Annotated in this window: 14 protein-coding genes; 9 read left to right on the plus strand and 5 right to left on the minus strand. The window is 60.1% G+C overall.

The genetic code is table 11. The features are described 5' to 3' along the window. Positions 1 to 1,395, minus strand: a complete 1,395-nt coding sequence (locus tag V0R60_RS10915) for a class II fumarate hydratase (RefSeq protein WP_136475053.1) — start codon at positions 1,393 to 1,395, stop codon at positions 1 to 3. A 157-nt stretch (positions 1,396 to 1,552) separates the two neighbouring features. On the opposite strand from V0R60_RS10915, the gene V0R60_RS10920 reads away from it, so the two are divergent. The 7 genes from V0R60_RS10920 to V0R60_RS10950 all read left to right on the plus strand — a co-directional run bounded on the left by V0R60_RS10920 (position 1,553) and on the right by V0R60_RS10950 (position 9,288). After that, entirely contained in the window at positions 1,553 to 2,077 is a 525-nt protein-coding gene (locus tag V0R60_RS10920) for a DUF2059 domain-containing protein (RefSeq protein ID WP_038608281.1), read from the plus strand. A gap of 15 nt (positions 2,078 to 2,092) precedes the next feature. Then, entirely contained in the window at positions 2,093 to 2,392 is a 300-nt protein-coding gene (locus V0R60_RS10925; protein ID WP_136475054.1) for a BolA family protein, read from the plus strand. 107 nt (positions 2,393 to 2,499) lie between these two features. After that, positions 2,500 to 3,438: an oxygen-dependent tRNA uridine(34) hydroxylase TrhO gene (gene trhO, locus V0R60_RS10930; RefSeq protein ID WP_136475055.1), complete on the plus strand. Its 939-nt coding sequence runs from the start codon at positions 2,500 to 2,502 to the stop codon at positions 3,436 to 3,438. A gap of 3 nt (positions 3,439 to 3,441) precedes the next feature. Further along, positions 3,442 to 4,074: a DsbA family protein gene (locus V0R60_RS10935; protein WP_330079671.1), complete on the plus strand. Its 633-nt coding sequence runs from the start codon at positions 3,442 to 3,444 to the stop codon at positions 4,072 to 4,074. Then, positions 4,067 to 5,899, plus strand: coding sequence for an ABC transporter ATP-binding protein (locus tag V0R60_RS10940; RefSeq protein WP_330079672.1), 1,833 nt, complete (start codon positions 4,067 to 4,069; stop codon positions 5,897 to 5,899). Before V0R60_RS10935 ends, V0R60_RS10940 begins: the two co-directional genes overlap by 8 nt. A gap of 108 nt (positions 5,900 to 6,007) precedes the next feature. Further along, positions 6,008 to 8,464: an EAL domain-containing protein gene (locus V0R60_RS10945; protein WP_330079673.1), complete on the plus strand. Its 2,457-nt coding sequence runs from the start codon at positions 6,008 to 6,010 to the stop codon at positions 8,462 to 8,464. Positions 8,465 to 8,535: 71 nt separating this feature from the next. Beyond that, positions 8,536 to 9,288 carry a TenA family transcriptional regulator gene (locus tag V0R60_RS10950; protein WP_375547273.1) on the plus strand — a complete coding sequence of 251 codons (753 nt, stop codon included), beginning with the start codon at positions 8,536 to 8,538 and terminating at the stop codon, positions 9,286 to 9,288. A gap of 2 nt (positions 9,289 to 9,290) precedes the next feature. On the opposite strand, the gene V0R60_RS10955 is transcribed toward V0R60_RS10950, so the two are convergent. From V0R60_RS10955 to V0R60_RS10970, 4 genes are all read right to left on the minus strand, one after another. Further along, positions 9,291 to 10,031, minus strand: coding sequence for a YciK family oxidoreductase (locus V0R60_RS10955; RefSeq protein WP_330079675.1), 741 nt, complete (start codon positions 10,029 to 10,031; stop codon positions 9,291 to 9,293). A gap of 97 nt (positions 10,032 to 10,128) precedes the next feature. Further along, a complete protein-coding gene (mupP, locus tag V0R60_RS10960) occupies positions 10,129 to 10,800 on the minus strand; it encodes an N-acetylmuramic acid 6-phosphate phosphatase MupP (protein ID WP_136475061.1) in 672 nt (223 codons plus the stop codon). A gap of 2 nt (positions 10,801 to 10,802) precedes the next feature. Continuing rightward, positions 10,803 to 11,501: a bifunctional 2-polyprenyl-6-hydroxyphenol methylase/3-demethylubiquinol 3-O-methyltransferase UbiG gene (ubiG, locus tag V0R60_RS10965; protein ID WP_136475062.1), complete on the minus strand. Its 699-nt coding sequence runs from the start codon at positions 11,499 to 11,501 to the stop codon at positions 10,803 to 10,805. Between the two features lie 63 nt (positions 11,502 to 11,564). Then, on the minus strand, positions 11,565 to 12,896 hold the full coding sequence (locus V0R60_RS10970) for a TRZ/ATZ family hydrolase (protein ID WP_330079676.1): 1,332 nt from the start codon (positions 12,894 to 12,896) through the stop codon (positions 11,565 to 11,567). A 109-nt stretch (positions 12,897 to 13,005) separates the two neighbouring features. On the opposite strand from V0R60_RS10970, the gene mtnA reads away from it, so the two are divergent. Both mtnA and gyrA read left to right on the plus strand, forming a co-directional pair. After that, entirely contained in the window at positions 13,006 to 14,082 is a 1,077-nt protein-coding gene (mtnA, locus tag V0R60_RS10975) for an S-methyl-5-thioribose-1-phosphate isomerase (protein ID WP_330079677.1), read from the plus strand. Between the two features lie 279 nt (positions 14,083 to 14,361). After that, a complete protein-coding gene (gene gyrA / locus V0R60_RS10980) occupies positions 14,362 to 16,989 on the plus strand; it encodes a DNA gyrase subunit A (RefSeq protein ID WP_203542996.1) in 2,628 nt (875 codons plus the stop codon). The last annotated feature ends 11 nt before the right edge of the window (positions 16,990 to 17,000 follow it).

Genomic DNA, 17,000 nt, shown 5'->3' on the forward strand with positions numbered 1-17,000 from the left:
TCAGCCTTTTTTACCCGGTTCGAGCATGTCTTGCGGGCGTACCCATTGATCGAACTGTTCGTTACTCAGGTAGCCCAGGCTCAGGGCCGCATCGCGCAGGGTGGTGCCTTCGCTGTAGGCCTTCTTGGCTATCTCCGCCGCCTTGTCGTAGCCGATGTGCGGATTGAGCGCGGTGACCAGCATCAGCCCGCGTTCCAGGTGCGCTGCCATTTGTTCGGCATCGGGTTCGATGCCGGCCACGCAGTGCTGCTGGAAGTTGCGGCAGCCGTCGGCCAGCAGCTCGATCGATTGCAGCAGGTTGTGAATGATGACCGGCTTGAATACGTTCAACTGCAAGTGCCCCTGGCTTGCGGCAAAGCCAATCGCCGTGTCGTTGCCCAGCACCTGGCAGGCGAGCATCGACAGCGCCTCGCACTGCGTCGGATTGACCTTGCCAGGCATGATCGAACTGCCCGGTTCGTTGGCCGGCAGGCGCACTTCGGCAAGGCCGGCACGCGGGCCTGAACTCAACAGGCGCAGGTCATTGGCGATTTTCATCAAGGCCACCGCCAGGGTTTTCAAGCCACCGGCCAAGGTGGTCAGCGGCTCATGCCCGGCCAGGGCGGCAAACTTGTTCGGCGCCGTCACGAAGGGCAGGCCGGAGAGGGCGGCCAACTCTGCGGCGATAGCTTCGGCAAAACCATGTGGGGCGTTGAGGCCGGTGCCGACCGCGGTACCGCCCTGGGCCAGCTCGCACACGGCGGGCAGCGCGGCACGGATTGCGCGCTGGGCGTAATCGAGCTGAGCGACATAGGCCGATACTTCCTGGCCAAACGTGATCGGGGTGGCATCCATCATGTGCGTGCGACCGGTCTTGACCAGGTGCAGATGACGTGCCGAGAGTTCGGCCAGGCCTGAGGACAATTCGGTGATCGCTGGCAGCAGATGGTGCTGAACAGCCTGCGCCGCGGCAATGTGCATGGCCGTTGGAAAGCAGTCGTTGGAGCTCTGCGAGCGATTGACATGATCGTTGGGGTGAACCGGAATCTTGCCGCCGCGCCCTTTGCCGGCCAGTTCGTTGGCGCGCCCGGCGATAACTTCATTAACGTTCATGTTGCTTTGCGTGCCACTGCCTGTCTGCCAGACGACGAGTGGAAACTGATCGTCCAACTGGCCATCGAGCACTTCATCGGCCGCTTGTTCGATCAGACGGGAAATATCGGCCGGCAGGTCTCCGTTGCGGTTATTGACCCGTGCAGCAGCCTTTTTGATCATCGCCAGCGCATGCAGGACAGCGATTGGCATGCGCTCCTTGCCGATGGCGAAGTTGATCATCGAGCGTTGTGTCTGGGCTCCCCAGTAGGCCTGCTCAGGAACTTCGACCTGCCCCAGGCTGTCAGTTTCGATACGGCTCATACTGCACTCACTCCCTTGTGGTCTGAATTCGCAGTTTAGGTCCCTTTTAGTCGCAGCGGTTCCATCGCTCGTCGACCCACTTGAGTGCTGCGCCCGAGTCGGCGCAGAATGCTCTACTCTGGGGTACTACCTCTTCTGTCCTAATGAAGGAATTACGATGACCCGTCTTCGCGCCCTTTGCACTGCTGTTGCGCTGGTCTGCGCCAGCGGCCAGGTGCTTGCCGATACCGCTAGCCACAACGCCAGTGCCGAAAAATTCCTCATGATGGCGCACGCTGACAAGCTGGGCACCCCGGTCTATATGCAGGTGCAGCAGATGTTTGCCCAACGTTTCGAGCAGACCAAGGCGCCTGCTTCGAAAAAGTCCGTGCTCGACAGCTACCAGGCCAAGGCCAACGCCGCGCTGGACCAGGCCATCGGCTGGAACAAGCTCAAACCCGACATGGTCAAGCTGTACACCAGCACCTTCAGCGAAAGCGAGCTGAAAGACCTGGTAGCCTTCTACCAGTCGCCGCTGGGCAAGAAAGTCCTGGAAAAAATGCCTCAGGTCACCCAGCAATCGGCGCAACTGACCCAGCAAAAGCTGGAAAGTGCAGTGCCGGTGGTCAACAAGCTGTTGGCTGATATGACCAAGGAACTTGACCCGAACGCTGGCAAGGCCGCCGCGCCAGCGAAGAAGTAATACGCGGAGCCCGCCATGTCCATGCAGCAAAAGATTGAACAGAGCCTGGCCGCGCTGGCGCCTCAGCACCTGTCGGTGCTCGATGAAAGCCATATGCACAGCCGTGGGCAGGAAACCCATTACAAAGCTGTACTGGTCAGCGAACAGTTCACTGGCCTGAACAGCGTGAAGCGCCACCAGAAGGTCTACGCCACCCTCGGCGAGTTGATGGGCCAGGTGCATGCCTTGGCCCTGCATACCTATACCCCTGAGGAATGGCAGAAGGTCGGTGCAGCACCCGCTTCACCCACCTGCGCAGGTGGTAGCAAACACTGATTTCATCGTCAGGTTTTTGCTAGAATGTGCAACGCGCCGCTCGACGGCGCGTTTTTTTTGTCATCCGGTCCGCCCTTTACGAGGGTGACCACCTGGAGATTCATTGCATGACCCAAGCTATCGTCGTGGCGGCGCTGTACAAGTTCGTCACCCTGAAAGATTACATCGAACTGCGCGAACCGCTGCTCGAAACCATGTTGAGCAACGACGTCAAGGGCACCTTGCTGCTGGCCGAAGAAGGCATCAACGGCACCGTGTCGGGCACCCGCGAAGGGATCGATGGCCTGTTGACCTGGCTGCGCAGCGACGCACGGCTCGAGGATATCGATCATAAGGAGTCCTATTGCGATGAACAGCCGTTCTATCGCACCAAGGTCAAACTCAAGAAAGAGATCGTTACCCTGGGTGTGCCGGGCGTAGACCCGAACCACAAGGTTGGCACTTATGTTGAGCCCAAGGACTGGAATGCGCTGATCAGCGACCCGGAAGTACTGCTCATCGACACCCGTAATGACTACGAAGTGGCCATCGGCACCTTTGATGGTGCAATCGATCCGAAAACCACCACCTTTCGTGAGTTCCCGGACTACATCAAGGCCAACTTCGACCCATCGCGCCACAAGAAAGTGGCCATGTTCTGCACCGGCGGCATTCGTTGCGAAAAAGCCTCCAGCTACATGCTCGGTGAAGGTTTCGAAGAGGTCTATCATCTTAAAGGCGGCATCCTGAAATACCTCGAAGAGGTACCGCAGGAAGAAACCCGCTGGCAGGGCGACTGCTTCGTGTTCGACAACCGGGTCACTGTGCGTCACGACCTGAGCGAGGGCGACTACGACCAATGCCATGCCTGCCGTACACCGATCAGCGTCGAAGAGCGTGCGTCCGAGCATTATTCGCCAGGTATCAGCTGCCCGCATTGCTGGGACAGCTTGAGCGAAAAGACCCGCCGCAGCGCCGTTGACCGGCAGAAGCAGATCGAATTGGCCAAGGCTCGCAACATGCCGCACCCAATCGGTCACAACTACCGCAAAGCCGCCGAGGCCTGATAGATGTCCGCACGCCTGCTCTATGTGATGGACCCGATGTGCTCCTGGTGCTGGGGCTTTGCACCCGTCGCGCAGGCCTTGATCGCCCAGGCCCGTGACGCCGGTGTCGAAACCCACCTGGTGCCAGGCGGCTTGCGTACCGGCAGCAGTGCACTGGACGCATCGACTCGCGGCTACATTCTTGATCATTGGCAGGCTGTTAATACCGCCACCGGTCAGCCCTTTACCCTTGAAGGGGCGATGCCGGAAGGTTTCGTCTACGACACCGAGCCTGCCTGTCGGGCATTGGTGGCGGCGCGCGGCCTGGACGTGGAGCGCACCTGGATATTGCTCGCGGCTATCCAGCAGGCGTTCTACCAAGGTGGTGAAGACGTCACCCTTGCGCCGAAACTGGTGGAGCTGGCTGAAAAGGCCGGCTACGAGCGCGGGCTGTTTGCCGAGCGCTTTGCCAGTGCTGACGTGCGTTCGGCCACGGCCTCCGATATCACCTGGGTGCAGGATCTGGGCATCGCCGGGTTTCCAACCTTGCTGGCGGAACGTAACGGTCAGTTGGCGCTGTTGACCAATGGGTATCAGCCGCTTGAATCCCTCAGTCCGCTGCTCGGCCGCTGGCTGCAGCAGGCTGCCTGTGCTTGATGTCCCCGGGTCACCCGACCCTGTGCCGGGGCCGGCGCCCGCCGTTGCCGATCGGCTGAGCTGGGCGGAAATTCGCCGTCTGGCGTTGCAGCATAAAAAAGCCCTGTGGATTGCCAACGGTGTCGCGGTACTGGCGGCCCTGTGCAGCGTTCCTATCCCGCTGTTGTTACCGTTGCTGGTCGATGAAGTATTGCTCGGGCATGGTGATGCCGCGCTCAAGTGGATGAATCAGTTCCTGCCGGGCAGCTGGCAGGTAGCGGCAGGTTACATCGGTTTGATGCTGGTGCTCACGCTGTGCCTGCGGTGCGCCGCACTGGCCTTCAACGTGGTCCAGGCCAAGCTGTTCGCGGGCCTTGCCAAGGATATTGTCTACCGCCTGCGTATTCGCCTGATCGAGCGTCTCAAACGAATTTCCCTCAAAGAGTACGAAAGCCTGGGTAGCGGCACCGTGACCACTCATCTGGTCACTGACCTGGATACCCTGGACAAGTTCGTCGGTGAAACCCTCAGCCGCTTCCTGGTCGCCATGCTGACCCTTACCGGCACCGCGGCGATCTTGATGTGGATGCACTGGAAGCTGGCGCTGTTGATTCTGCTGTTCAATCCCTTGGTCATTTTTGCCACGGTGCAGTTGGGTAAGCGGGTCAAGCACCTGAAGAAGCTGGAGAACGACAGTACTTCACGCTTCACCCAGGCGCTGACCGAAACCCTGGATGCCATCCAGGAAATTCGGGCCAGCAACCGTCAGGGCTATTTCCTCGGGCGTCTGGGCTTGCGTGCCCAGGAAGTGCGTAATTACGCGGTAGCTTCGCAGTGGAAGAGTGATGCCAGCGGCCGCGCCAGTGGTCTGTTGTTTCAATTCGGCATCGATATTTTCCGCGCGGCAGCGATGCTCACGGTGCTGTTTTCCGACCTGTCGATCGGGCAGATGCTGGCAGTGTTCAGCTACCTGTGGTTCATGATTGGCCCGGTCGAGCAGTTGCTGAACTTGCAATACGCCTACTACGCTGCAGGCGGCGCATTGAGCCGGCTCAACGAGTTGCTGGCGCGTGCCGACGAGCCGCAATACCCAGGTGGCGTCGATCCATTCAGAGGTCGTGACACCGTCGGTATCGAAGTGCAGGGCTTGCGCTTTGCCTATGCCGACGAACCGGTTCTCGATCAGTTGAACCTGTCCATTGCCCCCGGTGAAAAAGTTGCCATCGTCGGGGCCAGTGGTGGCGGCAAGAGCACCTTGGTGCAGTTGCTGCTTGGCCTCTATAGCCCGCAGGCCGGTACCATTCGCTTCGGTGGTTCGACCCTGCAGGACATCGGCCTGGAAACCTTGCGCGAGCATGTCGCTGTGGTGCTGCAGCATCCGTCGCTGTTCAACGACACCGTGCGTGCCAACCTGACCATGGGGCGAGACTGCAGCGACGAAGCCTGCTGGCAGGCGCTGGCTATTGCCCAGTTGGAAACCACCATCGCCGCGCTACCCCGTGGTCTGGACACCGTGGTGGGCCGCTCGGGCGTGCGCCTGTCGGGTGGCCAGCGCCAGCGCCTGGCAATCGCACGCATGGTGCTGGCCGAGCCCAAGGTGGTCATTCTCGACGAAGCGACCTCGGCCCTCGATGCGGCGACCGAATACAACCTGCACCAGGCGCTTGCACGCTTTCTCAGTGCGCGCACTACGTTGATCATTGCCCATCGTCTGTCAGCAGTGAAGCAGGCAGACCGGGTACTGGTGTTTGATGGTGGGCATGTGGCCGAGGATGGCGATCATCAGCAGTTGATCGCTGATGGCGGCTTGTATGCCAAGCTGTATGGTCATCTGCAGCAGAGTTGAGCTTAAACTGCGTGTAAAGGAGAAAAGCTCTCCAGTATTGCGAGCAAATAGCCTAGGCTGTGCCTTTATAAGATAAAGATTCATCCGGCTCTGTGTGCAAGGGACCTCATGAAGCGAAAAAGGACTCTCGAAGCCCCGAACTTGTTCGGCATCATTTGGCCATTTGTCGCCGTGGTGTTGTTTCAGGCATTACTGGGGGGGATCAGTCTCTACGCCTTGTCGGCAGTACGTGGCTATGTAGCAGGGGAGAGCCTTTGGTCCAAGGGGCAAAAGGACGCCATCTATTACCTCAACCTGTATGCCGACAATCGCGATGAAGCGGTTTTCGCAAAGTACCAGACTGCCTTCGCCGTGCCGCAGGGCGGACACGACCTGCGTGCTGCCCTGGATCTGCCCGAACCGGATCTGGACGCGGCGCGACGCGGTATTTTGCAGGGCGGCAATCACCCCGATGATGTCTCCAGTCTTATCTGGTTGTACTTGAACTTTCGCCAGGTCAGTTACCTGGAAAAGGCCATTGAGCTGTGGTCGGTGGGCGATAGCTTTCTGAAGCAGCTCAACGATGTCGCTCAACAGATGCAGGACGGCTTTCGCAGTAACACCGCCACCGCCAGCGATGTGGCCGAATGGAAGGCGCGCATCGCCACTATCAACGATGGTGTAACGCCTGCGGCCCGAGCGTTCAGTGATGCTTTGGGCGAAGGTTCCCGTGTACTGCTGCGGGTACTGCTGGTGACCAACCTGGCCACCGCCTTGTTTCTGATTGCCTTGGCATGGATGCGCTCAAGCAAGTTGCTGGCCCAACGACAAGCCTTTGCCAACGCCTTGGAGGTAGAAAAGGAGCGGGCGCAGATTACCTTGGAGTCGATTGGCGACGGCGTGATCACCACCGACGTTGAAGGCTGCATCGCTTACATGAACCCTGCGGCCGAGCAATTGACCCACTGGCATGCGGCCCAGGCCCAGGGCTTGCCCCTGGCGGCGCTGTTCAGCCTGCTCGACGAGAGCGCCGAGAAAAACAGCCTGACATTGGTCGAACGCATTCTGGGTGGAGACTTCAGCGGCGGCACCGAGCATACCAAGCTGATCCAGCGCCTTGATGGCAGCACCGTCTCGGTCACCCTGGTGGGTGCACCGATCATGGCTGAAGGGCAGATAAGTGGCACCGTGCTGGTTCTGCATGACATGACCCAGGAGCGTCAGTACATCGCCAACCTGTCCTGGCAGGCGACCCATGATGCACTGACCGGCCTCGCCAACCGCCGCGAATTCGAGTATCGCCTGGAGCAGGCACTCAACGCCCTGGCGCGTAAGCCGGCGCGGCACGCGCTGATGTTCCTCGATCTTGACCAGTTCAAGCTGGTCAACGACACCTGTGGGCATGCCGCCGGTGACGAACTGCTCAGGCATATCTGTGCCGTGCTGCAGGCGGGATTGCGCGAAGGCGATACCCTGGCGCGCCTGGGCGGTGATGAGTTCGGTATCCTCCTTGAGAATTGTGGCCACGAGCAGGCGGAGCGCATTGCTGAAAGCTTGCGCCAAGCCGTCCAGAACCTGCATTTTGTCTGGAAGAACCGCCCGTTCATGACCACCGTGAGCATCGGCTTGGTGCATGTTGCCCAAGCGCCCGTCACCCTTGAGGCTTCGCTGCGGGCGGCGGATATGGCGTGCTACATGGCCAAGGAAAAGGGCCGCAATCGGGTCCAGGTGTACCATGCCGACGACAGCGAGTTGTCCATGCGTTTCGGCGAAATGGCCTGGATTCAGCGGCTGCATGTGGCATTGGAAGAAAACCGCTTCTGCCTGTACGCCCAGGAAATAGCGGCCCTCGGGGCGCATGACGGGGCAGGGCACATCGAAATTCTCCTGCGCCTGCAGGATGAAAACGGGCGCATCATCCTGCCCGACAGTTTCATTCCAGCCGCCGAGCGCTACGGTTTGATGACTGCGCTGGATCGTTGGGTGGTACGCAATGTTTTCGAGGTGATTCGCCAGTGCCTGGATGAGCGCGGTGATGGCCCACTGGCCATGTGTGCGATCAATCTATCGGGTAGCAGCATTGGCGATGACAAATTCCTCGAGTACCTGCGCCGGCTGTTCGGTGAGTATGATATTCCGCCGCAAATGATCTGTTTCGAGATCACCGAAACCAGTGCCATTGCCAATCTGGGCAGTGCCATACGCTTTATCAACGAGCTGAAAAGCCTCGGTTGCCGGTTCTCGCTGGATGACTTCTGCGCCGGAATGTCGTCATTTGCTTACTTGAAGCATCTGCCCGTGGATTTCCTGAAAATCGACGGCAGTTTCGTCAAGGACATGCTCGATGACCCGGTCAATCGAGCTATGGTTGAGGTCATCAATCATATCGGCCATGTCATGGGCAAATGCACCATTGCCGAGTTCGTCGAAACGCCGTTGATTGAGCAAGCCCTGCAGGAAATAGGCGTCGACTACGCCCAGGGCTACCTGATCGAGCGACCGCAGGCCTTTACCTGCGACAGCTTGCAGCGCCAACGGATTGCAGCAAGGCCTTTGTTGTTCAAGGCACCAGGGACTTTTCGCTGAAATCTGCACGAATAATCACAAGGAACAAGGAGCTAAAAGTGATTGACGCGTTTGTTCGTACCGGTCCATTGATGGACCCCACCAGTTACCCGCTCTGGGCCCAGCAGTTGATCAAAGACTGTCATGAGAGCAAGCGTCGGGTAGTCGAACACGAACTTTACCAGCGTATGCGAGATGGCCGGCTCAGCGCCCGCACCATGCGCCAGTACCTGATTGGCGGCTGGCCGGTAGTCGAACAGTTTTCCCTGTACATGGCCAAGAACCTGACCAAGACCCGCTACGCCCGCCATCCCGGCGAAGACATGGCGCGTCGCTGGTTGATGCGCAACATTCGTGTCGAGCTCAATCATGCCGATTACTGGCTGTACTGGAGCCAGGCCCATGGCGTTAGCCTGGAAGACCTGCAGGCCCAGGAAGTGCCGGCTGAGCTCAACGCATTGAGCGATTGGTGCTGGCACACCTGTGCAGCCGATTCGCTGGTGGTGGCGGTGGCGGCGACCAACTATGCAATCGAAGGTGCGACGGGCGAATGGTCGGCGGTGGTGTGCTCTACCGGCGTTTATGCCCAGGGCTTCCCCGAGGAGGGTCGCAAGCGCGCCATGAAGTGGCTGAAGATGCATGCCCAGTACGATGACGCCCACCCATGGGAAGCACTGGAAATCGTCTGCACCCTGGCGGGCAATCATCCAACCCAGGCGCTGCAGACCGAGCTGCGGCGGGCGGTGTGCAAGAGCTACGACTACATGTACTTGTTTCTGGAGCGCTGCATGCAACTGGAACAGCACCAGCCCGCCCGGGTTCAGGCGGAACTGGTAGAGAGCTGAGCTTACTGGGCGTTGAACGCCTGGCCGTTGACGCCAGTGCTGTCCGGGCCCATCAAGTACAGGTAGACCGGCATGATTTGCTCAGGCAACGGGTTGTTCTCCGGGTTCTCGCCCGGGTAAGCCTGGGCACGCATGCTGGTGCGGGTGGCGCCTGGGTTGATGCTGTTGGCGCGAACCGGGGCCACGTTTTCCAGTTCGTCGGCGAGGGTTTGCATCAACCCTTCGGTGGCGAACTTCGACACACCGTAGGCGCCCCAGTAGGCCCGGCCTTTGCGCCCGACGCTGCTGGAAGTGAAGATCACCGATGCATCCTTAGACAGCTTGAGCAGCGGCAGCAGGGTGCTGGTGAGCATGAACATGGCGTTGACGTTGACTTGCATGACGCGCATGAAGTTATCGCCAGACAACTGCTCCAGCGGCGTGCGCGGGCCAATGATCGAGGCGTTGTGCAGCAAGCCGTCGATGTGGCCGAACTCGTTTTCAATCATTGCTGCCAGTTCGTCGTACTGATGCGGCAACGCGGTTTCCAGGTTGAATGGAATCACCGCAGGCTTGGGGTGGCCGGCCGCTTCGATCTCATCGTAGACCTGGCTCAGGTTGCCTTCAGTCTTGCCCAGTAACAGTACGGTCGCGCCGTGGGCGGCGTAGGCCTTGGCCGCAGCTGCACCGATTCCACGACCAGCGCCGGTGACCATGATGGTCCGGCCTTGCAGCAGGTCGGGGCGGGCGGAATATTCGAACATGGGGTTACCTCGTGGGAAGTGGGACGTTTCATCGCTGGGCAAGCCCGCTCCCACAGGGGAGACTACCAGCCTGTGGGGGCTTGCCCGCGTGACCAAATCAGCAGCCGCAGAGTGCGCTATCGAGCACCTTGCGCAGCTCCAGCGGATGATCGACCACAACATCCGCACCCCAGTTGTTGGGGTTGTCGTCCGGGTGAATGTAGCCATAGCGCACCGCTGCGGTGCGGGTGCCGGCATCACGACCAGACTCGATGTCGCGCAGGTCATCACCGACAAACAGCACGCTGGCCGGGTCCAGGTTCAAGGTTTTGCAGGCAAGGATCAGCGGCTCGGGGTCTGGCTTGCTGTTCTTCACGTGATCGGGGCAAATTAGCAGGGCCGAGCGTTCGGCCAGGCCCAGCTGCTGCATGATCGGCTCGGCGAAACGCACCGGCTTGTTGGTGACTACGCCCCACAGCAGGTTGCCTTTCTCGATGTCGGCGAGCAATTCAGCCATGCCGTCGTAGAGTTTGCTGTGAACCGCACAACCTTGTTGGTAGCGCTCGAGGAACTCCAGGCGCAGGGCTTCGAATTCCGGTGCTTCTGGGTCAAGGTTGAAGGTAACCGCTACCATCGCCTTGGCACCGCCGGAGACCACGTCGCGGATGCGCTGGTCGTCGATTGCCGGCAGGCCACGTTCGGCGAGCATCGCCTGGCAGATGGCGATAAAGTCCGGCGCCGTGTCGAGCAGGGTGCCGTCCATGTCGAAAAGTACTGCTCTCAGGCGCATGCTCATTCCTCGCGCAGGGTCTGGATCATGTAATTGACGTCGACATCGTTGGCCAGCTTGTAGTGCTTGGTCAACGGGTTGTAGGTCAGGCCGATGATGTCCTTGACGTTCAGGCCGGCTTCACGGCTCCAGGCGCCGAGCTCGGAAGGGCGGATGAACTTCTTGAAGTCGTGGGTGCCGCGCGGCAGCAGCTTCATGATGTATTCAGCGCCGATGATCGCGAACAGATAAGCCTTGGGGTTGCGGTTGATGGTCGAGAAGAACACCTGGCCGCCGGGCTTGACCATGCGGTAGCAGGCACGGATCACCGAAGAAGGATCAGGCACGTGCTCGAGCATCTCAAGGCAGGTCACCACGTCGAACTGCCCGGGCATTTCTTCGGCCAGCGCCTCGGCGGTGGTCTGGCGGTATTCCACCTCTACGCCGGACTCGAGCTGATGCAGGCGTGCCACGGCCAATGGTGCTTCACCCATGTCGATACCCATGACAGTGGCGCCGCGCTGAGCCATGGCCTCGCTGAGGATGCCGCCGCCGCAACCGACGTCGAGAACCTTCTTACCGGCCAGCTTGACCCGTTCGTCAATCCAGTTGACCCGCAGTGGGTTGATGTCGTGCAGGGGCTTGAATTCGCTTTCACGGTCCCACCAGCGATGGGCCAGGGCTTCGAATTTAGCGATTTCTGCGTGGTCGACGTTGCTCATGGAGCGCTCCTCTGAAACTTTGATTAAAGGTGTCACGGGCTGGCAGCCTCAGCGGCCGGCCGGTTATTCGCTACGCTCGCCGATCCGCTGGCCCCAGGCGCAGGCGGCGGCATGCAGGGCCTGCTCGTCCATGCGGGTCAGGCGGCGCTCATCGAGCAATTGTTGACCAGCAACCCAGACATGCTTCACGCAGTCACGATTGCTGGTGTAGATCAGTTGTGAAACCGGCTCGTAGAGTGGCTGCTGGGCCAATCCCGACAGATCGAATGCGACCATGTCGGCAGCCTTGCCCACTTCCAGCGAACCTGTCACTGCTTCCAGGCCCAGCGCCCGTGCCCCATTGAGGGTGGCCATACGCAAGGCCCGGTGTGCATCCAGAGCAGCAGCCGAGCCGGCCACTGCCTTGGCCAGCAAGGCGGCGGTGCGGGTTTCACCAAGCAGGTCGAGGTCGTTGTTGCTGGCTGCGCCATCGGTACCCACAGCTACATTGACACCCGCTTGCCACAAACGCTCCACGGGGCAGAAACCACTGGCCAGCTTGAGGTTGGATTCCGGGCAATGCACCACACTGGTGTTGCTTTCTACCAGCAGGGCCAGGTCGTCGTCGCTGATCTGAGTCATGTGCACAGCCTGCAGGCGCGGGCCGAGCAGGCCCAGGCGCGCCAGGCGGGCCAGTGGGCGCTCGTTGCGGGTGGCCAGCGATTGCTCCACCTCGAACGCGGTTTCGTGGATGTGCATGTGTATCGGTGCATCGAGTTCTTCGGCGATGACGCGGATTTTTTCCAGATTTTCGTCGCTCACCGTGTACGGGGCATGCGGGCCCATGGCCACGGTTATGCGTGGGTGGTAGCGCAGGTCGCCGAACAATTCAACCGCCTGATGCAGGCCGTCTTCGGCGGTGCGTGCGCCTGGTATCGCAAAGTCGAGCAGCGGTACGGCGATTTGCGCACGGATACCACTGTTGTGTACCCGTTCACTGGCGACCTTGGGGAAGAAGTACATGTCGGAAAAACAGGTAACGCCACCTTTGATCTGCTCGGCGATCGCCAGGTCGGTGCCATCACGCACGAATGCTTCATCCACCCAGCGGCCTTCGGCCGGCCAAATGTGTTCTTCGAGCCAGGTCATCAGCGGCAGGTCGTCGGCCAGGCCGCGAAACAGGGTCATGGCGGCATGGCCGTGCGCGTTGATCAGCCCGGGGCTGAGCAGGCAGCCTGGCAGCTCGCGGGTTTCGCTGGCGACAAAGCGCTCGGCTTCGGCGCGGGTGCCGATGAAAACAATGTGGCCATCACGGATACCCAGGCCATGATCCTTCAATACCACCCCGGCAGGTTCGACAGGCACCAGCCAGGTAGGCAGGAGCAACAGGTCGAGCGGTGTAGCGGGTTTGGGCATGGCAGGATTTTCCTGGGACACATGGGCTGAGGGCGAAGTATACCCGAGCGTCTGCGCCTGGGGCTCGCTATAATCGTGCGCTTTTGATGTCCGAATGACGGGGTGAGGCATGCGCGATCGACTACTGGCAGCAGAGAAGGTGAACGCCATCGATTGGCGTGATGGCATCTTGTACTTGCTCGACCAGTGCGTTCTGCCAGCTGAAGAGCGCTGGCAAGCCTGTTCCGATGCAGCCCAGGTGGCGCAAGCCATTGCGTCGATGCGAGTGCGCGGTGCGCCTGCCATCGGCATTTGTGCGGCCTATGGCCTGGCCATGGCCGTGCGCCAGCGCCTGGCTGAGGGCGACGATTGGGAAATGGCCCTGGAGGAAGACTTCGAGACCCTGCTGCATTCGCGTCCAACCGGCGCCAACCTGTTCTGGTCGCTCAATCGCATGCGCGAGCGTCTGCTGCGAATCAAGGAAGGTGAGGATGTGGCGGCCATCATGGAGGCCGAAGCCATTGCCATCCACGACAGCGATCGAGAAGCAAACCTGACTATGGCCCAGTTGGGCGCCGAGCTGATTCGCAAGCATCAGGGCAACGAGCAGGCGGTGCTTACCCACGGTAACGCTGGTGCGTTGGCAACCGGCGGTTTCGGCACGGCCTTGGGGGTCATTCGTGCAGCTTTTCTGGAGGGCATGGTTGAACGGGTGTATGTCGACGAAACCCGGCCATGGTTGCAAGGTTCGCGGCTGACGGCCTGGGAGTTGGCCAACGATGGCATTCCCTTGACCGTCAATGCCGATGCCGCTGCCGCCCACTTGATGAAAACCAAGGGTATTACCTGGGTTATTGTCGGTGCCGAGCGCATTAGCGCCAATGGCGACGTGGCCAGCAAGATCGGTACTTATCAGTTGGCAGTCAATGCCATGCACCACGGCGTGCGCTTCATGGTGGTTGCCTCGAGTTCGAGCATCGACCTGAACCTGGACAGCGGTGAAGACATCCTTCTGGAAGAGCGCAATGCCAGCGAACTGATGGAAATTGCCGGCCAGCGCGTGGGCGCCGAGGTCGACGCGTTCAATCCGGTATTTGATGTAACCCCGGCGGACCTGATTGATGTCATTGTCACCGAGAAAGGTATTGTCGAACGTCCGGACACGGTAAAGATGGCGCAACTGATGTGTCGCAAGCGGTTGCATTGAGTGTTTGCCTGCGCTTGCGGCCTGCTGGTACGGCCTGGCGGGCGTTACTGACGAGCAGTAGGGTAGTAGTGCCGCAGCCTACTCCCACCGTCTGGGCGATTGTGGTAACATCCGACGGTTTCCAAGGCAGCCTTATGAGGCTGTCTTTACTGCGCAGATCCATGGCTTAACTCGTTGATTTGTCGTAAGTCGCTGCAAGGAGTCACTTTGCAGCGGCGAGCTTCGTTCGTCCCATATGGATGTGACGAGGTTTCACCAGAAAAAGGAATCAGGCTTCTCATGGGCGAACTGGCCAAAGAAATCCTCCCGGTCAATATCGAAGACGAACTGAGACAGTCCTACCTCGACTACGCGATGAGCGTCATTGTCGGGCGTGCACTGCCCGATGCGCGTGATGGCTTGAAGCCCGTGCATCGCCGCGTTCTGTATGCGATGAGCGAACTGGGTAACGACTGGAACAAACCGTACAAGAAATCCGCCCGTGTGGTCGGTGACGTGATCGGTAAGTACCACCCGCATGGTGATACGGCTGTATACGACACCATCGTACGTATGGCGCAGCCATTCTCGCTGCGGTACCTGCTGGTCGACGGCCAGGGCAACTTCGGTTCGGTGGACGGCGACAATGCCGCGGCCATGCGATACACCGAAGTGCGCATGACCAAGCTGGCCCATGAGCTGCTGGCCGACCTGCACAAGGAAACCGTCGATTGGGTGCCCAACTACGACGGCACCGAGCTGATCCCGGCGGTCATGCCGACCAAGATCCCCAACCTGCTGGTCAACGGTTCCAGCGGTATTGCCGTGGGCATGGCAACCAACATCCCGCCGCACAACCTCGGTGAAGTCATCGACGGTTGCCTGGCGCTGATCGACAATCCGGAAATCTCCATTGATGAACTGATGCAGTTCATCCCGGGTCCTGACTTTCCGACCGCAGCAATCATCAACGGTCGCCAGGGCATCATCGAGGCCTATCGCACTGGTCGTGGGCGCATCTACATGCGTGCACGCTCGATGGTCGAGGACATCGACAAGGTCGGTGGCCGTCAGCAGATCGTCGTTACCGAGCTGCCGTATCAGCTGAACAAGGCGCGTCTGATCGAGAAGATCGCCGAGCTGGTCAAGGAAAAGAAACTCGAAGGCATCACCGAGCTGCGCGACGAGTCCGACAAGGACGGTATGCGTATCGTCATCGAGCTGCGTCGTGGCGAAGTGCCAGAGGTTATTCTCAATAATCTCTACGCCCAGACCCAGCTGCAGAGCGTTTTCGGGATCAACGTGGTCGCGCTGATCGATGGCCGCCCACGGGTACTGAACCTCAAGGACCTGCTCGAAGCATTCGTTCGTCACCGTCGCGAAGTTGTTACTCGCCGTACCGTGTTTGAACTGCGCAAAGCGCGTGAGCGTGGCCATATTCTTGAAGGCCAGGCGGTTGCCTTGTCCAACATCGATCCGGTCATCGCCCTGATCAAGGCTTCGCCGACGCCGTCGGAAGCCAAGGAAGCGCTGATCAGCACGCCGTGGGAATCGAGCGCCGTACAGGTCATGGTCGAGCGCGCGGGTGCCGACTCCTGCCGTCCGGAAAACCTCGACGAGCAGTTCGGCTTGCGTGATGGCAAGTACTTCCTGTCGCCGGAACAGGCCCAGGCCATTCTTGACCTGCGTCTGCACCGCCTGACCGGTCTGGAGCACGAGAAGCTGCTGGCCGAGTACCAGGAGATTCTCAAGCAGATTGGCGAGCTGATCCGCATCCTCAACAGCGCTGAGCGCCTGATGGAAGTGATCCGCGAAGAGCTGGAACTGATCCGTGCCGAATACGGCGACGTGCGCCGCACCGAAATCCTCGATGCGCGCCTCGACCTGACCCTGGGCGACATGATTCCGGAAGAAGACCGGGTTGTGACCATCTCCCACGGCGGCTACGCCAAGACCCAACCGCTGGCGGCCTATCAGGCTCAGCGTCGTGGCGGCAAAGGCAAGTCGGCCACTGGCGTCAAGGACGAGGACTACATCTCGCACCTGCTGGTAGCCAACAGCCACACCACGTTGTTGCTGTTCTCCAGCAAGGGCAAGGTGTACTGGCTCAAGACTTACGAAATTCCGGAAGCCTCCCGTGCCGCGCGCGGTCGACCACTGGTCAACCTGCTGCCGCTGGACGAAGGCGAGTACATCTCGACCATGTTGCCGGTCGAGGAATACACCGAAGGTCACTTCATCTTCATGGCGACCGCCAACGGTACCGTGAAGAAGACCCCGCTGGAGTCGTTCAGCCGTCAGCGTAGCGTCGGTCTGATCGCCCTGGAGCTGGACGAAGGTGACGTACTGATTTCTGCCGCCATCACCGATGGCGAGCGCGAAGTCATGCTGTTCTCCGACGCTGGCAAGGTCACCCGTTTCAAAGAGTCCGATGTTCGGGCCATGGGCCGTACCGCCCGTGGTGTACGCGGCATGCGTCTGGCCGAAGGCCAGAAGCTGATCTCCATGATCATTCCGGAGGAGGGCAGCCAGATCCTCACCGCCTCCGAACGTGGTTTTGGCAAGCGTACCGAAATCGGCGAGTTCCCCGAGTACAAGCGTGGCGGTCAAGGCGTTATTGCCATGGTCAGCAACGAGCGTAACGGCCGTCTGGTCGGTGCGGTGCAGGTGCAGGAAGGCGAAGAAATCATGCTGATTTCCGACCAGGGCACCTTGGTCCGTACCCGCGTTGGTGAGGTTTCCAGCTTGGGTCGTAACACCCAGGGTGTCACCCTGATCAAGCTGGCCAGTGACGAGACCCTGGTAGGTCTGGAACGTGTCCAGGAGCCATCCGAAGAGGAAGGCGACGAAGACTACGAGGAAGATGCTGACGCCGTTGAAGCACCAGAGGCCGCTGCCGCTGGCGACGAAGAGGCGCCGCAGGAATAACCAACAGTAGC

The sequence above is a fragment of the Pseudomonas auratipiscis genome (assembly GCF_036324085.1).
In the GTDB taxonomy this organism is placed as follows: Bacteria; Pseudomonadota; Gammaproteobacteria; order Pseudomonadales; family Pseudomonadaceae; genus Aquipseudomonas; species Aquipseudomonas auratipiscis.